At 42.2% G+C, this 19,423-nt stretch carries 17 protein-coding genes; 5 read left to right on the top strand and 12 right to left on the bottom strand.

The genetic code is table 11. The features are described from left to right. Positions 1-269: 269 nt before the first annotated feature. The 6 genes from QUB80_RS32005 to QUB80_RS32030 all read right to left on the bottom strand — a co-directional run bounded on the left by QUB80_RS32005 (position 270) and on the right by QUB80_RS32030 (position 6,119). The gene (locus QUB80_RS32005) at positions 270-896 is read right to left on the bottom strand and encodes a hypothetical protein (protein ID WP_289793495.1); all 627 of its coding nucleotides are present in this window, start codon (positions 894-896) and stop codon (positions 270-272) included. Positions 897-1,057: 161 nt separating this feature from the next. Further along, the gene (locus QUB80_RS32010; RefSeq protein WP_289793496.1) at positions 1,058-2,185 is read right to left on the bottom strand and encodes an FG-GAP repeat domain-containing protein; all 1,128 of its coding nucleotides are present in this window, start codon (positions 2,183-2,185) and stop codon (positions 1,058-1,060) included. 633 nt (positions 2,186-2,818) lie between these two features. Further along, positions 2,819-3,529 carry a DevA family ABC transporter ATP-binding protein gene (locus QUB80_RS32015; protein ID WP_289793497.1) on the bottom strand — a complete coding sequence of 237 codons (711 nt, stop codon included), beginning with the start codon at positions 3,527-3,529 and terminating at the stop codon, positions 2,819-2,821. A 127-nt stretch (positions 3,530-3,656) separates the two neighbouring features. Further along, positions 3,657-4,844: an ABC transporter permease DevC gene (gene devC / locus QUB80_RS32020; RefSeq protein ID WP_289793498.1), complete on the bottom strand. Its 1,188-nt coding sequence runs from the start codon at positions 4,842-4,844 to the stop codon at positions 3,657-3,659. A gap of 5 nt (positions 4,845-4,849) precedes the next feature. Then, positions 4,850-5,083, bottom strand: a complete 234-nt coding sequence (locus tag QUB80_RS32025) for a hypothetical protein (protein ID WP_289793499.1) — start codon at positions 5,081-5,083, stop codon at positions 4,850-4,852. Then, on the bottom strand, positions 5,058-6,119 hold the full coding sequence (locus tag QUB80_RS32030; protein WP_289793500.1) for an HlyD family efflux transporter periplasmic adaptor subunit: 1,062 nt from the start codon (positions 6,117-6,119) through the stop codon (positions 5,058-5,060). Before QUB80_RS32030 ends, QUB80_RS32025 begins: the two co-directional genes overlap by 26 nt. Before the next feature lie 237 nt (positions 6,120-6,356). Here QUB80_RS32030 and QUB80_RS32035 point away from each other — a divergent pair, with 237 nt between their 5' ends. Beyond that, a complete protein-coding gene (locus QUB80_RS32035) occupies positions 6,357-6,881 on the top strand; it encodes a pentapeptide repeat-containing protein (protein ID WP_289793501.1) in 525 nt (174 codons plus the stop codon). Positions 6,882-6,891: 10 nt separating this feature from the next. After that, a complete protein-coding gene (locus QUB80_RS32040) occupies positions 6,892-7,569 on the top strand; it encodes a pentapeptide repeat-containing protein (RefSeq protein WP_289793502.1) in 678 nt (225 codons plus the stop codon). 144 nt (positions 7,570-7,713) lie between these two features. Here the strand turns inward: QUB80_RS32040 and QUB80_RS32045 are convergent, their stop codons facing one another. From QUB80_RS32045 to trxA, 5 genes are all read right to left on the bottom strand, one after another. Then, entirely contained in the window at positions 7,714-8,913 is a 1,200-nt protein-coding gene (locus QUB80_RS32045) for an MFS transporter (protein WP_289793503.1), read from the bottom strand. 102 nt (positions 8,914-9,015) lie between these two features. Next, complete coding sequence (mtnA, locus tag QUB80_RS32050) at positions 9,016-10,077, bottom strand: S-methyl-5-thioribose-1-phosphate isomerase (protein WP_289793504.1); 1,062 nt, start codon at positions 10,075-10,077, stop codon at positions 9,016-9,018. Positions 10,078-10,223: 146 nt separating this feature from the next. After that, positions 10,224-12,131: a 1-deoxy-D-xylulose-5-phosphate synthase gene (dxs, locus tag QUB80_RS32055; RefSeq protein ID WP_289793505.1), complete on the bottom strand. Its 1,908-nt coding sequence runs from the start codon at positions 12,129-12,131 to the stop codon at positions 10,224-10,226. Between the two features lie 271 nt (positions 12,132-12,402). Further along, positions 12,403-13,083 (bottom strand): S-layer homology domain-containing protein, encoded by a 681-nt coding sequence (locus tag QUB80_RS32060; RefSeq protein WP_289793579.1) that lies wholly within the window; start codon positions 13,081-13,083, stop codon positions 12,403-12,405. A 310-nt stretch (positions 13,084-13,393) separates the two neighbouring features. Next, on the bottom strand, positions 13,394-13,711 hold the full coding sequence (gene trxA, locus QUB80_RS32065) for a thioredoxin (protein ID WP_016873109.1): 318 nt from the start codon (positions 13,709-13,711) through the stop codon (positions 13,394-13,396). A gap of 523 nt (positions 13,712-14,234) precedes the next feature. Here trxA and fabG point away from each other — a divergent pair. Further along, positions 14,235-14,999, top strand: coding sequence for a 3-oxoacyl-[acyl-carrier-protein] reductase (gene fabG / locus QUB80_RS32070; protein WP_289793580.1), 765 nt, complete (start codon positions 14,235-14,237; stop codon positions 14,997-14,999). 144 nt (positions 15,000-15,143) lie between these two features. Here fabG and QUB80_RS32075 read toward each other — a convergent pair whose 3' ends face one another. Then, complete coding sequence (locus tag QUB80_RS32075) at positions 15,144-16,223, bottom strand: MraY family glycosyltransferase (protein ID WP_289793506.1); 1,080 nt, start codon at positions 16,221-16,223, stop codon at positions 15,144-15,146. A 163-nt stretch (positions 16,224-16,386) separates the two neighbouring features. Here QUB80_RS32075 and groL point away from each other — a divergent pair, with 163 nt between their 5' ends. Continuing rightward, positions 16,387-18,048, top strand: coding sequence for a chaperonin GroEL (groL, locus tag QUB80_RS32080; RefSeq protein ID WP_289793507.1), 1,662 nt, complete (start codon positions 16,387-16,389; stop codon positions 18,046-18,048). Between the two features lie 217 nt (positions 18,049-18,265). Beyond that, positions 18,266-19,411: a magnesium/cobalt transporter CorA gene (gene corA / locus QUB80_RS32085; protein WP_289793508.1), complete on the top strand. Its 1,146-nt coding sequence runs from the start codon at positions 18,266-18,268 to the stop codon at positions 19,409-19,411. Positions 19,412-19,423 lie beyond the last annotated feature (12 nt).

Consider the following 19,423-nt stretch of genomic DNA (forward strand, 5'->3'; position numbering starts at 1 on the left):
GAAAGTAGTCCAAATTGTGCTTGTCATCTAAGTTAACGCACTACATCTCTAGGGCAACCACAAAGAATATCCCTACTTGCCCATGTAAAGACAGTCGTGATCGCACTAGGATTCAGCATAGAGATAGGGTTACAAATGTAAAACCACACGCTGATTTAGCAGTGTGGCGTGCTTTAGTATAGCGCTTTTGAATTAGGAGATTGAAACGACATCGCGTAGGATCATGGAAGGCTACAAAACCAACACACAACATTCCGGACAGTAAATAATTATTTTTCTCGAATCCAAAGTGCCAACCCACCTCCACGCCCACGAGCTGCAATCCAGTCTTCTGCCACTGCAAAAAACGCAAAAAAGGGCAGTTTGGCGATAGGTTGGTTGTAGAAATTCTCAGTCTGGGCTTTGCCGCGAATTTGTCCGTTGTAAACAACACGGTTAAATAAACTGACTTGGATGTGAGTAAAGTCAAACGCTAGTAAATTTTTCTTACCTAAATATTGAGCTGGGCCTGTTAGTTTTAACAACACTTGCCCTAATTTAATCTGATTCTTTATTTCCCCTTTAGCTGGAATTTCTTCTGTTATTGGTGTTACAGCACTAAAAGCAATATATGCTGGAGCAAATTTGGGCCAATAAAAACCCTTACCCAAAATAATTCCCCCTCGCTTTTTTACTTTACGAGTTCCAGTAGCAAAGCACAGCCGCCATTGACCAAGTAAGGATTCAAAAGAATATGTCAGTCGTTGTTGCTTGGTAGTTTTTTCTGCTTGTAGTAATGCATCTACCAGTACACTAGGAGAAGGACGTTCGTTGTGTTCTCCTCTGTACGCATTTGCAGCCTGTGCTAATACTGCTAAATAACTAGAAGCATCCAGTGAGCTTAAATCAGCCGTCATAAAGGCACTTAAATTTATATTTACGATAAATTCTAACCTTCATTTTTGGATGATTAACGCTGATTAATCTATACAAAAAAGAGTGATACTCGAAGGCTTCGCCAACAAAGCAACTGGAGCGATCACGTTTTCCATGAAAAGCTGAAAAGATTCTTTCCTGCTCAAAACCAAGCCAGCCAATTGGTTGGAACGGTTTGCACAAAAGCTGCATTTTGAATAGAAGTTCCATCCATGATCCAAATCGCATTTTCACCAGTCTTTAAGTTCCGCCAGAATATATCTGTCTTTCCATCACCATTGAAATTGCCTATACCAATCGACCAATGAGTTGGAACAGTTTGCACAAAAGCTGTATTTTTAATAGTGGTTCCATCCATGATCCAAATCGCATTTTCACCAGTATTTGAGTTGCGCCAGAATATATCTGTCTTACCATTACCACTTAAATCGTTAACATAAGGCAACCAAGAACTGGGAACAGTTTGTACAAAAGCTGCATTTTTAATGGTAGTTCCATCCATGATCCAAATAGCATTTTCACCAGTCTTTAAGTTGCGCCAGAATATATCTGTCTTACCATCACTATTAAAATCACCAATATAAGGAAACCAAGAATAGGGAACAGTTTGGATTGAAGCGGCACTATTAATCACTGTTCCATTCATTAACCAAATTGCGTTTTCTCCAGTATTTCTATTGCGCCAGGAAATGTCAACCTTACCATCACCGTTGAAATCAAAAACACCAGCTATCCAAGAAGTAGAAACAGCTTGAATTGAAGTTGCATTATTAATGGCTGTTCCATTCATTAACCAAATAGCATTTTCACTAGTATTGAAATTCCGCCAAAAGATATCTGTCTTTCCATCACCATCTAAATCACCAATGTAAGGGAACCAAGAGTTAGGAACAAGCTGGGCATTAGTTTTACTAACAATATCAGCACCATTCATTATCCAAAGAATATTTTCACCAGTATTGAAATTTCGCCAAAAGATATCTGTCTTTCCATCACCATTGAAATCAGCAGCACTAGGAAACCAAGAATCAGGATCTGAAAACCTTGCGAAAAATACTAAACTAGCTAAAGAAGTTTCATTCATTAGCCAAATCGCATATTCTCCTGACTCTCTATTTTGCCAACCTACATCACTATTACCATTACCATCAAAATCATGAAAAATCCAAGCTTTTTCAAGCAATGGGTTAAGATTTTTTGCTAGTAACTGAGATTGAAATAAGAGTAACAAGCCTAATTTGAGTATTCCTAATAATCCTAGCTTTTGCATAGTGACGGGATTAATTAATTAGGGAAAAGCTACTAATAGCTAATAGTTAAACAATTAGCTATTAAATATTTTTGCTCATGTAGTATTTAGGCTTGCTGTATATTAATATTTGAATTTTATGATTCTAGTTTTTAAACTAGCCAAATATCCGACTTTACATATATCTGCACTGAAAAATATGAACTCGTATGTAGCCACTAAATGAGCTAATTATTTTAATCATTTGAGGGATTCATACAACAAAGAAATAAGAGTTTAATAAGAAAAAATAAGAACTTATACCAATTCTTTATGAGGCTGCATAGAATTCGATCCCCCTAACCCCCCTTGAAAAAAGGGGGGAACCAGAAAAAATCTATCAAAGTCCACGGCAGGTGACGCCAGTCGCACTCGACGCGCTTAACCCGTTAGGGCGCTTACGCTCCTTTATGCCGGGAAACCATGCGCACCAGTCAGCTAGCTGCGCTCGTATTACCCGCCAAGAGTGCTGGTTCACCACCGCACTGCCTCCCCTTTTGAAGGGGGATTTAGGGGGAACGAGATATGTGCAACTTCACATTAAATTGGTATTAGAAAGATTAGCTACTTATAAGTATTATTAAATAACCCTTTCCCTTTGTGATTTCCACTAACCTAAGCCCGCAGTGCTGTATCTGTTGCTAAACGTCCATCTTCCATATGCAGAATGCGATCGGCAATGTCTAGAATCCGGTTATCATGAGTAACTAACAAAATTGTGCTTGCTTGCTCTTGTGCCAACTGCTGCATAATTTCTACTACATCACGACCAGATTTACTATCTAGTGCTGCTGTTGGTTCGTCTGCTAGTAGTAGTTGGGGTTCACTTACCAAAGCACGAGCGATCGCTACACGCTGTTTTTGACCGCCAGAAAGACTATCGGGATAGTAATCTAAACGCTCTCCCATGCCTGTCGCCTGTAAAATTGCAATAGATTTAGCAATGCGCTCTTGCATAGACATTTCATGATGCAAACGCAGAGACATCCGCACATTTTGTTGTGCTGTCAGGCATTCTAGCAAGTTGTGTGCTTGGAAAATAAAACCAATTTGCTTGCGAACTTGTACTAATTGCCTTTTACTCGCACCGTATAATTCGTGACCTAATACTTTGACACTTCCTTCCTGTACAGAACGCAATGCAGCCACCAAAGTGAGTAATGTTGTTTTACCACTTCCTGAAGGGCCAGTGAGGATAACAATTTCGCCGGGAAAAATATCTAAATTTACATCAACTAATACAGGTTTTCGCAAAGCTCCCTTGCCAAACGAGTGGTTAAGATGGCGAACACTGACAACAGGTTTTGTAGATAGTTGTTGAGACATATTAATTCAACACTTGGCTTTCACTTGGTAGGGTATGTTGTCGCGTTGCGCAACGCACCATCGTAAATTCTCGGTGCGTTAGGATTAATGTCCATAACGCACACTACTGGTTTCATCCTTTATCCTTCTAAAACACATCTGCTGGATCGGCAGACTGCAACCTCCGCATAGCAACAGCCGCCGAAACTAAACACATTACAACGGTGATCGCAAATACCTGCAACGCCACATCTAATCGCATCAAAATTGGAATGCGAGTTAGATTTCCGAGTAGCCCATACATACCAATAGAACAAGCAAATCCAGGAATAAATCCTAAGATAGCGAGAATAATCGCTTCTTGAAAAACAACAACTAACAGGCTCATATCGGTATAGCCCATTGCTTTGAGAGTGGCATATTCTGATAAATGATTGTTTACATCTGAATACAAAATTTGATAGACAATCACCACCCCAACAATAAAGCCCATAATTGTACCAAAGTTAAAAATCACACCAGCCGGATCGGCTGCCCAGTATGCCTGCTCTGCGTCTATAAACTCTTGACGAGTAATAACTTTGACATCGCTAGGTAAGCGTGTCTGAATCTGTTTGCTGATATTTTGAGCATCTGCCTCAGGCTTGAGAGTCAAGACTCCAACATGAATTTTATCGATGCTGTCAGCACCAAACAAACGTAAATAATTCCAGTCACTAGTAATAACATGACCCCTAGTAAAAATACTGCTGCCAAGAGTAAAAATACCACCAACTCTAACTCTACGACCTGATATTTCAGTAGTGATGCTCTGTCCTTGAGTAAAAGACTCAGCTACAGGCCCCAAGTCGGGTTGAGATTGACTATCAAAAAGGACTACATTTGGCAGTTTAATTTGGTTTAGCTGTTGGTTAACATCTGGTAAGTTTAAAACAGGTCGGGCGGGATTGAAAGCAATAACGGCAATGTTATTAACTTCCTTCTTCCAAGGGTTAACCCATCCACCGAAAGAAAAGTACAAAGGGCTGGCTGATGCAACTCCTTCGACAGCTACTGCTTGGTACAAATGCCGTCTAGAAAAAGCTTGTCCTTCAAGTAGAGACTTCGTTCGTTGGCTAACTAAAACTAAGTCGCCATGCAGATTTTTGTGGACGAGAGTAGAACCATCAAGCAATAAGGCTTTGAACCCTAGTTGCATGAATATGAGAATATCGGCAAAGGCAATTCCAGCTAGAGCTACCAACAAGCGCAATTTTTGATGGCGTAGTTGCGCCCAACCTAAAGGGGGATCGACAAACAAGTTGCCCAATGAAGTTTTGACGTTCAGTAGTTTCATATGCTCTACTGTGGGGATTGAGAAAGATTACGACTATTGGTAGTATCGAGGTCGAAAGTGATGCGGACTTGCAAGTTAGTCAGCCCCGCGACTTTAACAGTGTCTTGCGGATCAATGCGAACTTTGACTTCTACTACACGAGCATCTTTTTCGGCAGCAGGATCAGATGCGAGTACATCTTGCTTTTTAATTTGCAAACCAATATGCTCAACCTTACCGTGCACCTGTAAAACCGCCATGTTCACTTACTATGCTTGCCCGTTGTCCGACTCGTAGTTTACCTACATCGGTTTCATAAACTTCGGCAACAGCGTACATTTGCTGCGTACGTCCTAATTCTACAATTCCTTGACTAGTGTTAACTTGTTCTCCAACACGGGTATTAATTTTGAGGATTTGACCTGCAACTGGAACGCGCACATAATTATCATTTAACTCAGCTTGAGCTTTAGTAATTTGGGTAGCAGCGTAGTCTACCTCCTCTTGAGCTACTTGTATATCCACAGGACGTACTTCCCGTAGTTTCTCAAGCATGGCTTTTTCCTGTCGGATCTGCTTTTGTAATGTGGAGGCAGTGTTTGCTAGTTGGGCATTAGCTTCCGAGAGGGTTGCTTGTGCGGTTTCCCAAGTCTTGCGTCGTTCATCACGTTTATAAGTTTCAATTGCTCCCTCGTTGTGGAGAGACTCGTAGCGTTTATAGTCAATTTCGGCGTTACGCAACTCTGCTTTGGCACGAGCGATCGCCGCTTGTTTCTCTGCTGTTTGAGTGCGTAGTTGAGCTTCTATGCGAGCAATGTTTGCCTCTTGTGCTGCTATTTCTGCTGTTTTAGCCTCTCCTGCCTTGAGTTGGGCAAGTTTAGCTCGCTGCACAGCCAGATATTGTTTTGCCTCAGCTAATGCCGCCTGCTTTTTATCCATGCCTTGGAGAATGGCAATTACTTGCCCGGCTTTAACTTTGTCACCTTCATTAACAAGCAATTTGTCTACACGACTATCCTGGGCATTGGCAACCGATAATTTTATTACCTCTCCTTTTGGCTCCAGTCGTCCTAGAGCAGTGACTTTTGTTTGTTCTGCTAGGCTTGGGGTAGGAGTTGGTGTAACTTTGGCTGTTTCCTTTTGAGTAATAACATAAGTAGTAATCAAGCCAACACAAGCGATCGCCACTACACCAGCAATCCAAATTGTCAGCTTTTTCCTACCCTTTAATTTTGGAACTGCGACTGACTCTAGGGGTGGTGGTTTTTTTGAATGTTTGTCTGGAGTGAGAACCATAGTTAAAAGATTGCTGCCAGTCTCAATATTTTCTAAAATCACTCGTAAACAGATTTTAAGAATCCTGCTTGTGGTTCAACCAATTGGATGAAAATAGAAGTGAGATAAAGTTCCTTTTTCACTTGTCCCACCTAAAGTTGTAGAAAAACAACATGAGGAACTTGTGAAGAAAGTCACACAAGTAAAACTCAAGTTGTCAGAACCGTGTCTGTTGTTAAGACTTGGAATTATTAAGTTATGGATGCGGATGATTTATTGGGACGTTACGCTGCTGGCGATCGCGATTTCAGCAGTACAAATTTGAGTGGAATTAACCTAGCTCAGGAAAAATTAAGTGGAGCGAATTTAATTCGTGCTAACCTCGCCAAGGCAATTCTCACTGGAGCCAATTTAAGTGGTGCATTCTTGGTGGCAGCTAATTTAGATCAAGCCAACCTTAAGGGTGCAACTTTAATAGTCGCTAACCTCAGTGGAGCAGATTTAAGTAGAGCCAACTTAAGTGAAGCTAACTTGAGTGAAGCTGTTTTGAGTGGTGCAGTATTGCAGAAAGTAAACTTGTCTGGTGCTATTTTGCAAGGCGCTATTCTAGCTGGTGTGAACTTGATGCAGTCTAATCTCCAAGGTGCTAATTTGCAGGGAGCCAATCTTTATGGCGCAGATTTACAGGAAGCCAATCTCAGTACAGCTAATTTAACCCGCGCTAATCTGCGGGGCAGCAATCTGCGAGGAGCAATCATGCCTGATGGCAGCATTCATGAATAGGCAGGTAAAAATGAATATAGATGAACTATTACAGCTATATGCCGCCGGAGAACGGAATTTTCATGGATTTAGCTTCAATGGAGCAAGCTTATATCAAGTTGATTTACAGGGAATTAATCTTAGGGGTAGCAAATTAATTGGTGCTAATCTCAGTGGTGCTAATTTAAGAGGAGCAGATTTAAGTCAGACAAATTTAATTGGAGCGAACTTAAGCGGTGCCAATCTCATGCAAGTTAACCTGAGTGAGGCTGATTTGATTGGAGCTAACTTGGGAGGAGCCAAACTGGGTGAAGCCAATCTTGTGGGCATGACTTTGAGTGGAGCTAATCTCAGTGCTGCCAATTTAAGTGGAGCGAATGCAAGCCAAGCATGTTTTCAGGGAGCAAACTTAGCTAGTGCTGTTTTGAGTGCCACTTTAGTAGAAGTGAATTTAGAGGGGGCAAATCTCAGCCATGCCAGTTTAACTGAAGCTGATTTGCAGCAAGCGAACTTGAGTGGAAGCAACTTAATAGGGGCAAACCTTTCCAGGGCTAAACTATATCAAGCGAATTTGAGCGGAGCAAATTTACATGATGCGAACTTGAGAGAAGCAGACTTGAGGAGCGCCAATCTTCAAGGAGCAAACGTGAATGCTGAGAGTTTGCAAGAAACCTATCTTCTGGGAGCGATACTTCCCGATGGTAAATAGAAGACAATCCCAATGAAACAAGTTTCACCGCCAGGTATGAAAATGTTTTTCTCTTACACCCCTACACCCAATTTCAAGTCAGGGGCAGACGGGAGTAGGGGAGAATTTTTCTTGTTCCTTTGTCCTTATCATTCCCCATGTTCCTTACACTCTCTGCGTAACTGTTTGCCGTACCAACCAACGGTGCAAAATTACCATCATTCCTACCAAAGGAATCATCAAAACCGGAATAATTTCCAAACCAACACGGGCTGCAACAGCACCAACTCCTGCCGGAATTCCCGCAGCCCCCAAACTCGCAACGCTTGTCATAAAACCAATTCCCGCCGGCACAATTGCAGCAGGTATTCTTTGTGGCATTAACCAAATTGTCATTGGAAAAACAGGAGCCAAAGCAAAGCCAATTATCGGTAGACTTAGTAATTGTTGTGGTAGCAACCACCAAGCAATTAAACTTATCCCCAGCAAAATTAAAGTTAAATCTAAAGTACGGACTGCACCGAAATACTTGACTACACGTCCTGTAGCTAAACGTCCTAAGGTTAATCCCAACCAATAGCCACTGATACTATAACCTGCTAGTATTTCCGGTGTACCTCGACTTATCGTCTGAACGCTGTAAGCCCAGTTACCAACAGAAGCTTCCGTACCCACGTAAACTAGCAATAATAATCCTGCCATCAACACCACAGGTGTTCTTAAAGCTACACTGAGATTTGTGACGGGATTTGTACCCGCAACATTAGTCTGCTTGGTAAATGGTCTGTAATTATACACAACTGCCCACAGCATACCAACTACAGTCAAACTGACAACAGCAGCGATCGCAAAATAAACACCTCGCCAATTTACATTCATTGCGAGTAGTGTTGTGGCAACAGTAGGGCCTAATAATGCTCCTACACCATAAAAAGCGTGCAGTAAACCCATTAAGTCAGCATTGCCTTGATGGTTCGCGATGTAAGTATTGACACCAGCATCAATTAAGCCAATTCCTAGACCAAAAAATGTTCCTGCTGCAACCATTAAAAACCAGTAGGGAGAAACAGCATAAGTAATCAGGGCGCAAGTGAGGCAAAAAGATGCCAATAATAACATCCGCGCTAATCCCATGCGACTACACAGGAGACTGCTAGCCAATGCTGCAAATATATAGCCAGAAACTTGACTAATAAAAAGTAAAGTGATGGTTGCAGAAGTCAGATTAAATGTTGCTTGGATTGAGGGGATCAGAACACCCAAACCTCCCTCGCCGATCCCAATTGCGATAAAGGCGTAGAAAGATAAAGCGATACCAATCCAGGTTCGATTGTTTAAATGCGATCGCTTTTTGGCTTCTGTCATGTGTCTCCTGCTTTCCACCTACAAGCACAAAAAATAAGGCTTGGTTTTCCTCAAGAAATTTTGCCAAGTCCTTGTAATACTCTTACTCTTCAAAATATCGTGCTAAACCGCTTGCTTTTCCTGCAAGTGTTTTAACTCATCAGGAGCTAATGTGCCTTTCTCCGTAATTATTCCTGTAATCAATTCTGCTGGAGTAACATCAAAAGCAGGATTGTAGAATTCTGCCCCAGATGGTGTCAGGATAATATCGCCGACTTGGTAGATTTCTGCGGGATCGCGCTCCTCAATCGGGATTTGGCCGCCATCAGATAAAGAAAAATCGATTGTCGAAAGGGGTGCAGCCACAAAGAAAGGAATATTATGTGCCTTAGATACCAGTGCTAAACTATACGTCCCGATTTTATTAGCTGTATCTCCGTTAGCAGCAATCCTATCAGCACCTACCACTACTGCATGAATCAAACCCTGCTTCATACAATGGGCAGCCATATTATCAGTAATTACCGTAACCGGGATGCCTTCTTGCACACATTCCCAAGCCGTGAGTTTTGCGCCTTGCAGTCTGGGACGAGTTTCGTCAGCAAACAACCTTGCCAACCGTCCTTCTCGCCAAGCGGAACGCACTACACCTAAAGCAGTACCATAACCAGCAGTTGCTAGCGCCCCAGCATTACAATGGGTAAGCAAAGTCAGTCGTTCTGGATCAGAAGGTAATACCTTTAAACCGTGATCGCCGATCGCCTGACAAGTTTGTAAATCTTCGGCGTTAATAGTTTGGGCAGTTTGAAAAAGAGCTGTTTTGATTTCATCTACAGTACCTATTGTTTCATAGGCGACTTTCATCATTCGCGAAATTGCCCAAAACAAATTTACTGCTGTGGGGCGAGTAGAACGTAGCATCTGCGCTACTTTCTCCAAGTGGTTTAAAAACTCATCGCGGTTGTCTGTGTGAATTTCCAGCGCTCCAAGATAAATTCCATAGGCAGCCGCAACACCAATAGCAGGCGCACCTCGGACAATCATAGTTTTAATCGCCACCGCCATATCTTCACTGCGGCTAATTTCTACAAATGCATATTCACTTGGTATCCGGGTTTGGTCAATGAGTGAAACAGCGTTGTTATGCCAAATAACTGGATAAACTTGGTTAGTAAGGAAGTTCATGGAAGAGAATTTAATTAAATTTTTTAGATAGTAACGTTAGCAATTCTACTAGTTCTCGCGTTTCATCTCACGCACCATTCTAGATTTTTGGTGCGTTAGGACTAATGTCCATAACGCACGCTACTGAATTTAACTGGATTGTGAGTCTAACTTACAACAGATAACTGTTGTTGAAAGAAAGCTTCTAATACCCTCTGAGCTATTTGTGGACTAGTTAAACCTAATTCTGCTTTAGATTCATTAGGTTCTGCGTGTTCCACAAGAGTGTCTGGTATGCCAATCCGCTTGATTGGCACCAAAATATTTGCATCTAACAGTGCTTCTGCCACTGCGGAACCAAAACCACCCATGACACAGCCTTCTTCTAAAGTGACAACACGCCCAATTTTTTTAGCCAATGGGAAAATCAATTCAGTATCCAGTGGTTTGGCAAAACGGGCATTAATCACAGTGGCTTGAATACCGTGTTCACCGAGAACTTCTGCCGCTTGCAGAGCTGGATTTACCATTGTGCCATAGCTGACCATTAACACGTCATCACCATGACGGAGAATTTCTCCTTTGCCAATTTCCAGGGGTTCCCAACCTTCTTCCATGAGGGGAACACCATAGCCATTACCACGGGGGAAGCGCATGGCGATCGGCCCTTTGGTGTGATCAATACCTGTGACAATCATGCGTTGTAGCTCGGCTTCATCTTTGGGTGCCATTAACACCATGTTCGGAATGCACCGTAAGTAAGCTACATCATACATACCCTGATGGGTGGGGCCATCTGCACCAACAATTCCCGCCCGATCCATACAGAAAAATACAGGTAAGTTTTGGATGCAAACATCGTGAATAATTTGGTCGTAGGCACGTTGCAAGAAGGTAGAGTAGATCGCAACAACAGGACGCATACCTTCTGTTGACAATCCGGCAGCAAGAGTTACGGCGTGTTGTTCGGCAATACCCACATCAATATATTGATTGGGCAACTTGGCTTGCAGTTTGTCTAAGCCTGTTCCCGTAGCCATTGCCGCCGTGATCCCGATAATTTTTGGATTTTGTTCAGCGAGTTTGACTAAGGTATGAGCAAAAACTTTCGAGTAGGCAGGAGGTTTGGGTTTGTTGGAGGGGACAGCTTTGCCTGTGGTTAAGTTAAAGGGAGATTGGGCATGGTAGCCTACTTGATCTTTTTCGGCGATTTCGTAGCCTTTGCCCTTCACCGTTGCTACGTGTACTAAAACTGGGCCTTGAATTTGGTGTGCCTGTTGGAAGGTGGCAATTAATTCTTCTAAATTATGTCCATCTACAGGCCCCATATAAGTAAAGCCGAGTTCTTCAAAAACTGCTCCCACTTTCGGAACAGCTAAACGCTTCATCCCTTCTTTGATGCGTCCTAATTCTGGAGAAAGAGACTCACCCACAAAAGGAATTTGTTTAAATTGTTCTTCAAAGTTATCCTTAAGAAACTGTACTGGGCCACTCAAACGCATTTTGTTTAAGTAGCGCGGAATGGCTCCAACATTGGGAGATATAGACATCTCGTTGTCGTTGAGGACAACTAATAAGTTAGTTTTTGGCAAATGTCCGGCATGATTGATGGCTTCCAATGCCATACCACCAGTTAATGCCCCATCACCGATAATAGCTACAACTTTAAATTTTTCTCCTTTTTGATCTCGCGCTAAAGCCATGCCCAAGGCAGCAGAAATACTGGTTGAAGCGTGTCCTGCACCGAAATGGTCAAATTTATTCTCGCAACGCTTGAGATAACCAGCAATGCCGTCTTTTTGCCGCAGCGTATGAAAACGGCTGTAACGTCCTGTAATTAGTTTGTGGGGATATGCTTGATGTCCTACATCCCAAATCACTTTATCGCGGTCTAGATCCAGTGTCTGATAAAGCCCTAGTGTTAACTCTACAACACCCAATCCTGGCCCCAAGTGTCCTCCGGTGGCTGCTACTGTTTGTAGATGCTTATCCCGAATCTGGCGGGCAATTTGTTGCAGTTGCCGGATCGACAATCCATGCAACTGATTGGGATGGGTGATTTCGCTCAAATGCATACTATAGCGTTTTCCTCTCTAGATTTTATATTCTGATTTTCCCATGCTCCTTTGGATGAAAAACAATTTTGAAGTAGGTGACAATAAATAATCGTTATTATTTCATTATGTTAAACTACCGCTATTCTTGCAGATAGGGAATAGGGGACAGGGGATAGGTAATAGGGAAGAGATTTTTACACAGCAATGTAGAGACACGAAATTTCGCGTCTCTACACTTCACCAAATCTGACTCGAAATCCTTAACTAAACCATATTGGTTCACTAACCACTACTTTTCTACAAGGCTATTAGGTGCAGGTGGTGCTTCCGGTGTTTCTGATTGCGGCTGTTGTCTGTGTAAATACTTACTTAAGACATAAGCCATGTCACCACGTGTCATGGGTTTTAAAGGAGAAATATTGCCTTGGGCATCTATATTAAGAAATCCTTCAGTTGCGACTGTAGCGATCGCTTTTCTTGCCCAAGTAGGAATAGATGCGGCATCGGGATAGGGAGTAAGTATTTCCTGAACAGTTTCGTCAGAAAATTGAAATACACCGTAAGCTTGAGCAAAAATTGCTAAAGCTTCTGCCCTTGTCACCCTTTGATTGGGAAAAAATAAATTCCCTCGATAGCCTTTCATAATATCCGTTTTCAAGACTAGTTGAATATCATTAAATGCCGGGTGGGAAGAAGGCACATCTGTAACTACAATATTTTCTTTGCTGGCTGCTTGTCGTTTATCCAGTCGAAATACTCTCACCATCGTTGAGGCTAATTCTGCTCTGTTGAGAATTTTTTCTGGATGAAAATTGTTATCTGAATAATTAGTCATCCAGTTGACAGCAATTAACTGTTGAATTTGATGCTCTGATGGCTGTTTGGAATCTGTTTGCACTTGGGCATCAGCTTTGCCTGGAAAGTATTGTATTAAAGCTATTAAGGACAGAACACTTAAAAATCGACGCATCATCATAACCACTTCATTGCTGCTACTGTGTATTTCAAAAACTAGACACTCAAAATTAACACCAAATCCAGTTGAACCAGATCCGGAAATTCAGCAGACTCGCTTTTGGATCTGATGACGGATTGGTGCTTATTGATGTTGCGTAGCAGCTGAATTTTAAAAAGGGCAAACAAAATAAATGGGTGATAGGGTAAAGATGATAGGGAAAAAGGATTAAGGAGCAAAGGGAAAAGTGATTCTCGATTTTTCCCTCTGCTCAATTCTCCGTTTCCTTGCCTGTTGTGTTCCCTAAACAATTAAATCCGTTTGGTTAAATCAAAGATTCTAGACGTTGCATTAAATCTGAAGATTGTAGTACCCCCTCAATTCTTTCCACTGGCTTCCCCTGCTTGAAAAGTACCAAAGTTGGTAGAGCATAAACTTGATAATCATTGGCTAGTTGGGGATATTTTTCAGTGTCAATTTTTACAACCCTTATCCGTCCTTGGAGTTGAGCATTGACTTGCTCTAAGATTGTAGCCATCATCCGACAAGGCCCGCACCATTCAGCGTAAAAATCTACCAGTACGGGTACGTCAGAACCAGACAGCATCTCCTCGAAGCTGTTGAATTGCTTTTTAGTAGACATGTAACACACACTATTTTGCTATAGTTTGATTTTAATGGTAGTTCTGAGTAGAGAATCATAGGTTTAAAATCATTTTGTTTTCACTGTTGTTAAAAGTTTCCCTGAAATTTCAGTACTTGGATAAGCAAAATCAATTGAAACAGGTATTAACTGGATCTCATAATTCACAATTCTTCACCAAAGAAGAACTCAGAACTCAACAAGCAGTGGTCAGAATGTTCTAAATTCTAAGTTTTTTGCTCTCTTGGATTTAATGTTTATTAATATTTATTTTTAGAAGTTTTGTCTTAAAGAAAGCGAAGAGAATCGAAACTTTGTTGTGATTATTTTTTAAAAGCAGCTCCACAAAGCCGCGTTTTCGCTTTCGCTATGAATGGAAGAAAAACCTCTTTTCCTTCTACCCTGTTCCCTGGGTTTATTGGAAGGTTACAACCAAAAACTCTCAATACACTGGTTTTCCACATATCCCGCAAGGTTTTATGATGATTAGCGCTGTAACTTAATAATGCTGAGAAGTAATTTTATGGGAATGTTGCCAGAAAATTTACAAAACCTACAAGGTAAAGTTGCAATTGTGACAGGTGCTTCGAGGGGAATTGGGCGAGCAATCGCACAAGAATTGGCTAATTATGGAGCTAATGTAGTTGTCAACTATGCTAGTTCTAGTCAAGCAGCAGAGGAATTAGTATTAGAAATTACAAAGTCTGGTGGTAGTGCGATCGCTCTGCAAGCTGATGTTTCCAAAGCCGACCAAGTAGACGCTTTAGTGAATGGTGTGATGGAAAAGTTCAATCGCGTTGATATTTTAGTCAACAACGCAGGTATTACTCGCGACACTCTGCTTTTGAGGATGAAGCCAGAAGACTGGCAGGCAGTCATCGACCTCAATCTTACTGGTGTCTTCTTATGCACTCGCGCTGTTAGTAAAATCATGCTCAAGCAGCGATCGGGGCGAATCATCAATATCAGTTCCGTTGCCGGGCAAATGGGCAACCCTGGACAAGCTAACTACAGTGCCGCCAAAGCAGGTGTTATTGGCTTTACCAAAACTGTAGCCAAAGAATTAGCTTCTCGGAGTGTTACTGTTAACGCCGTTGCTCCCGGTTTTATCGCCACCGATATGACCAGCAATCTCAATGCTGAAGATATTCTTAAATACATTCCCCTTGGTCGTTACGGTCAACCAGAAGATGTTGCTGGTATGGTACGCTTTCTTGCTGCCGATCCCGCAGCAGCCTACATTACGGGACAAGTTTTTAATGTTGATGGCGGGATGGTTATGGCATAAGTAAGCAACGTGGGGAAAGGAAGACGCAAAGAGAAATGAGGATAAAAAGACAAGGAGAGAGAACCTGATTCACAATTCCCCGTGTCACCGTGTCCCCGCATCTTCGTGTCTTCTTTCTTCCCCATGTCCCCTTCATTCCCCATGTCACTTTGCTCGTATCCTTTGCCAAACAGTGAAGCCTAAAAGAATGATGATACCTACGGTGGTAGCAAGCATCACTAATAAACTCATGCCTCGGATTCTCATCGCCATCCAGTTACACACCAAAGTAATTGACCAAAGGGTGAGCGCGGCGTAGCGTTGAGACAAACCCCAAGCTAGCAAGCGGTGGTGCAGGTGGTCTTTACCAGGGGTACTCATCGGATTTTTCCCTGCCAGGAGACGCCGTACAAACACTTGCGTAGTGTCCAGCACTGGTAAGAGCAAAAATAAAACTGGAGGTACTAAGGAGAAAACCGTAGTTACTTGCAAATCGCCAATGATAGTTGTTGCCGCTAGGACATAGCCGAAAAAGTATGCTCCAGCATCACCCATAATGATCCGGGATGGGTGAAAGTTGTGTCTCAAAAAACCTAGTGCCGCTCCTCCCAAAGCTGCTAAAACTAATGTCGCAGCAGCCCAATTAGGAAATTGTGCTGACACTGCTAATAAACTCATGGCAGTAATAAAGCTAACCCCTCCTGCCAAGCCATCCATACCGTCCATTAAGTTGATGGCATTAGTGATTCCCACTACCCAAAGCACCGTCAATAAAATCGAGAGTAAAAAGTCTATGGGAGTGCCAAAAGTAACTTGAATACTGATGCCATTCGCGACCAATAGCAGTGCCGTCAGGATTTGCACCAATAGGCGGACAGTGGCAGGCAAGCCGAACTGATCGTCGATAAAGCCTACAAGCACTAAAATGGAACCACCTAAGAGAATTGTCAGCACCTGAGCCAATACATTTTGGAGTTCAATTGGTCTTAAGAGGCTAGCTAGAACCAATGCCGCTATTACTCCCGTATAAATAGCCAAACCACCCGCATTCGGCAAAGGTTCTCGGTTTAGTCGTCGTGCATTTGGTTGATCAGCCCAACCAACCCGCAAAGCAAATTTACGTACTGCCGGAATCAAACGCCATGTTACAACCCAAGCTAATAAAAATGTAAATACCACTGCCAACCAGCCGGAACCGCTAGGGTCAGCAATACCAAGAGCCTCAAGGAAGCTGTATATATTCATTTGTTGCTTCCATCATCACTGACTGTATCCAACATCAGCATCAAGTGTATACTAACCATTTTGTTCTCACCATCTCGGAACTGAAACATTCTGTTTGATTAGCACTCTTTGTCTGTGAGTGCTAAATTGTCTAATGGAAGAGCTCGCAAGTTGATAAATAAATATGGCCAAGATTATTGCATTTGATGAAGATTCGCGGCGGGCATTAGAAAGAGGCATTAACGCCCTTGCTGATGCTGTGAAAATTACCTTAGGGCCAAAAGGTCGTAACGTCCTTTTAGAGAAAAAATTTGGTACACCGCAAATTGTTAATGATGGTATCACCGTTGCCAAAGAAATTGACCTAGAAGATCCCTTAGAAAATACTGGTGCCAAACTCGTCCAAGAAGTTGCTTCCAAAACCAAAGAAGTAGCTGGCGATGGTACAACCACGGCAACAGTGCTAGCACAGGCAATAATTCGGGAAGGCTTGAAGAACGTAGCTGCTGGAGCAAATCCAGTCGCGACACGGCACGGGATTGAAAAAACCGTTGAAAAGTTAGTACAGGAAATTGCGGCGGTAGCCAAGCCTGTTGAAGGTAGTGCGATCGCTCAAGTGGCGACGGTTTCTGCTGGCAACGATGAAGAAATCGGGGCTATGATTGCCGAAGCGATGGAAAAAGTCACCAAAGATGGTGTCATCACTGTAGAAGAGTCTAAGTCTCTGACAACCGAATTAGAAGTGGTTGAGGGGATGCAAATTGATCGGGGTTACATTTCGCCCTACTTCATCACCGACAACGAACGGATGACGGTGGAATTTGAAAACGCTCGCATTTTAATCACTGACAAGAAAATCAGCAGCATCCAGGACTTAGTACCAGTATTGGAAAAAGTAGCCCGTTTGGGTCAAGCCCTGCTGATTATCGCTGAAGATGTAGAAGGCGAAGCGTTAGCAACTTTGGTGGTAAATAAAGCACGGGGTGTCTTGACAGTTTGTGCAATTAAAGCACCTGGATTTGGCGAACGCCGCAAAGCGATGTTAGAAGACATTGCCATCCTCACAGGCGGACAGTTAATTTCTGAAGAAATTGGTTTAAGTCTAGATACAGTTTCTTTAGAGATGCTAGGAACTGCCCGAAAAATTTCGATTGACAAAGAAAACACTGTCATTGTCTCTGAAGCTGCACAGACAGCAGATGTACAGAAGCGCATTGCCCAAATTCGCAAGCAACTGCAAGAAACTGATTCAGAATACGATAAAGAAAAACTGCAAGAACGAATTGCCAAGCTAGCTGGTGGTGTAGCCGTAATTAAAGTAGGTGCAGCCACAGAAACTGAACTTAAAGACCGCAAACTCCGGATTGAGGATGCCCTCAATGCCACTAAAGCTGCTGTAGAAGAAGGAATCGTGCCTGGTGGTGGTACGATGTTAATTCATCTGTCTACAAAAATCGACGAAATTAAAAACAGCCTCAACGACGAAGAACAAATTGGCGCGGAAATTATCAAGCGATCGCTAGATGCTCCGTTGCGCCAAATTGCAGATAACGCTGGTGCTGAAGGTTCTGTGATTGTTGAGAAAGTGCGTTCTACAGAATTTAACGTCGGTTACAACGCTGCGACTGGGGAATTCCAAGACTTAATTGCTGCGGGTATTATCGATCCTGCTAAAGTCGTGCGTTCAGCCTTACAAAACGCTGCTTCTATTGCGTCTATGGTATTAACCACAGAAGCGATCGTCGCTGAAAAGCCTGAGAAAAAACCCGCAGGTGGCGCTCCCGACATGGGCGGCATGGGCGGCATGGGCGGCATGGGTGGCATGGGCGGCATGGGTATGATGTAGCCCTAGCTTTTGGATAAAAATATTTGTGTGTAGCAGTTTGTCTGATTTTAAGACAAACTGTTTTTTTATAATATTTCGCTATTTACGGTAGAACAGAGTTATTTGTGAATATCGAACTTAGTTGACATCCCTCACTTACAAACTTAGGTAAGTACTCAAACAGAATTAATTACACCATTGTCTTCCTGTTCCCTGTCCCCTGTTCCCTAAAAAATGTATGTTCAACAAAATTCGCCGCTTTTCTGCAAAAGTCACTAAACCAGATTCAGATACGGAAGATTTTTATCATGAACCTGGTACTCTACCAGGAACTATTATCATCGATGCAGATGCATCGCCATCGGTAATTGAGTTAATTGACTACGACCAAACTAATGCCATCTATAAGCAAGTAGCAACTCCAGAAGAGTGCGCTGCTTATTTGGATACGGAATCAGTATCTTGGGTAGATGTATCCGGTTTGGGTAGTGAAGATATCTTGCAAAGACTGAGAACAGTTTTTGATTTACATCCTTTGGTGTTAGAAGACGTAGTCAATGTACCAGAACGTCCCAAAGTAGAGGATTATGAAGACCAATTAGTCATTATTGCGCGGATGGTAATGCCTAAGAACAAAAGCAATGGCTTTTATAGTGAGCAAGTAAGTTTAGTGTTGGGAAAACATTATTTGCTTACAGTTCAAGAAGAGCCAGAGCGAGATTGCTTTGAACCAGTGCGATCGCGCATTTTCAAAAATAAGGGTATCATCCGCAAACAAGGCAGCGATTATTTAGCCTACACTCTTTTAGATGCAATTATTGATGGTTATTTTCCAGTTCTCGAAGATTATGGCGAACATATCGAAGATTTAGAAGAAGAAGTAATAGTTCGACCAACCCATAGAACTCTCCTCAAAATATATAAAGTTCGGCGAGAATTATTGCAATTACGTCGCGCTATTTGGCCTCAGCGAAATGCAATTCATTCTTTGATTCAGGATGGTAATAAATTAATTAGTGATGAGGTACGAATTTATTTGCGAGATTGTTACGACCATGCAGTACAAGTAATGGATATGGTCGAAACCTATCGGGAACTTGCATCTGGTTTGATGGATGTATATCTTTCGGCAGTCAGTAACAGAATGAATGAAATTATGAAATTATTAACAGTAATTTCTTCTATTTTTATTCCTCTAACTTTTATCGCTGGTATTTATGGAATGAATTTTAATACAGAAAAATCACCATATAATATGCCGGAATTAAATTGGTATTGGGGTTATCCACTTTGTTTAGGGCTGATGGCAGTAATTGCTGGTATTTTACTATTCTTTTTCTGGCAAAGAGGATGGCTGGGAAATACTTCAAGTATTGATGATTAAAAATTAAATAAA

Origin of the sequence: Chlorogloeopsis sp. ULAP01, from assembly GCF_030381805.1 — a bacterium.
Lineage (GTDB): Bacteria > Cyanobacteriota > Cyanobacteriia > Cyanobacteriales > Nostocaceae > Chlorogloeopsis.

Bases quoted from the DNA above. Each gene is read 5' to 3' on its own strand.
- QUB80_RS32015 (WP_289793497.1), bottom strand. From the start codon at position 3,529: ATGTCTCAACAACTATCTACAAAACCTGTTGTCAGTGTTCGCCATCTT.
- QUB80_RS32060 (WP_289793579.1), bottom strand. From the start codon at position 13,083: ATGCGTCGATTTTTAAGTGTTCTGTCCTTAATAGCTTTAATACAATAC.
- fabG (WP_289793580.1), top strand. From the start codon at position 14,235: ATGGGAATGTTGCCAGAAAATTTACAAAACCTACAAGGTAAAGTTGCA.
- groL (WP_289793507.1), top strand. From the start codon at position 16,387: ATGGCCAAGATTATTGCATTTGATGAAGATTCGCGGCGGGCATTAGAA.
- QUB80_RS32030 (WP_289793500.1), bottom strand. From the start codon at position 6,119: ATGGTTCTCACTCCAGACAAACATTCAAAAAAACCACCACCCCTAGAG.
- QUB80_RS32045 (WP_289793503.1), bottom strand. From the start codon at position 8,913: ATGACAGAAGCCAAAAAGCGATCGCATTTAAACAATCGAACCTGGATT.
- trxA (WP_016873109.1), bottom strand. From the start codon at position 13,711: ATGTCTACTAAAAAGCAATTCAACAGCTTCGAGGAGATGCTGTCTGGT.
- QUB80_RS32035 (WP_289793501.1), top strand. From the start codon at position 6,357: ATGGATGCGGATGATTTATTGGGACGTTACGCTGCTGGCGATCGCGAT.
- devC (WP_289793498.1), bottom strand. From the start codon at position 4,844: ATGAAACTACTGAACGTCAAAACTTCATTGGGCAACTTGTTTGTCGAT.
- mtnA (WP_289793504.1), bottom strand. From the start codon at position 10,077: ATGAACTTCCTTACTAACCAAGTTTATCCAGTTATTTGGCATAACAAC.
- corA (WP_289793508.1), top strand. From the start codon at position 18,266: ATGTTCAACAAAATTCGCCGCTTTTCTGCAAAAGTCACTAAACCAGAT.
- QUB80_RS32025 (WP_289793499.1), bottom strand. From the start codon at position 5,083: ATGGCGGTTTTACAGGTGCACGGTAAGGTTGAGCATATTGGTTTGCAA.
- QUB80_RS32010 (WP_289793496.1), bottom strand. From the start codon at position 2,185: ATGCAAAAGCTAGGATTATTAGGAATACTCAAATTAGGCTTGTTACTC.
- QUB80_RS32040 (WP_289793502.1), top strand. From the start codon at position 6,892: ATGAATATAGATGAACTATTACAGCTATATGCCGCCGGAGAACGGAAT.
- QUB80_RS32075 (WP_289793506.1), bottom strand. From the start codon at position 16,223: ATGAATATATACAGCTTCCTTGAGGCTCTTGGTATTGCTGACCCTAGC.
- dxs (WP_289793505.1), bottom strand. From the start codon at position 12,131: ATGCATTTGAGCGAAATCACCCATCCCAATCAGTTGCATGGATTGTCG.
- QUB80_RS32005 (WP_289793495.1), bottom strand. From the start codon at position 896: ATGACGGCTGATTTAAGCTCACTGGATGCTTCTAGTTATTTAGCAGTA.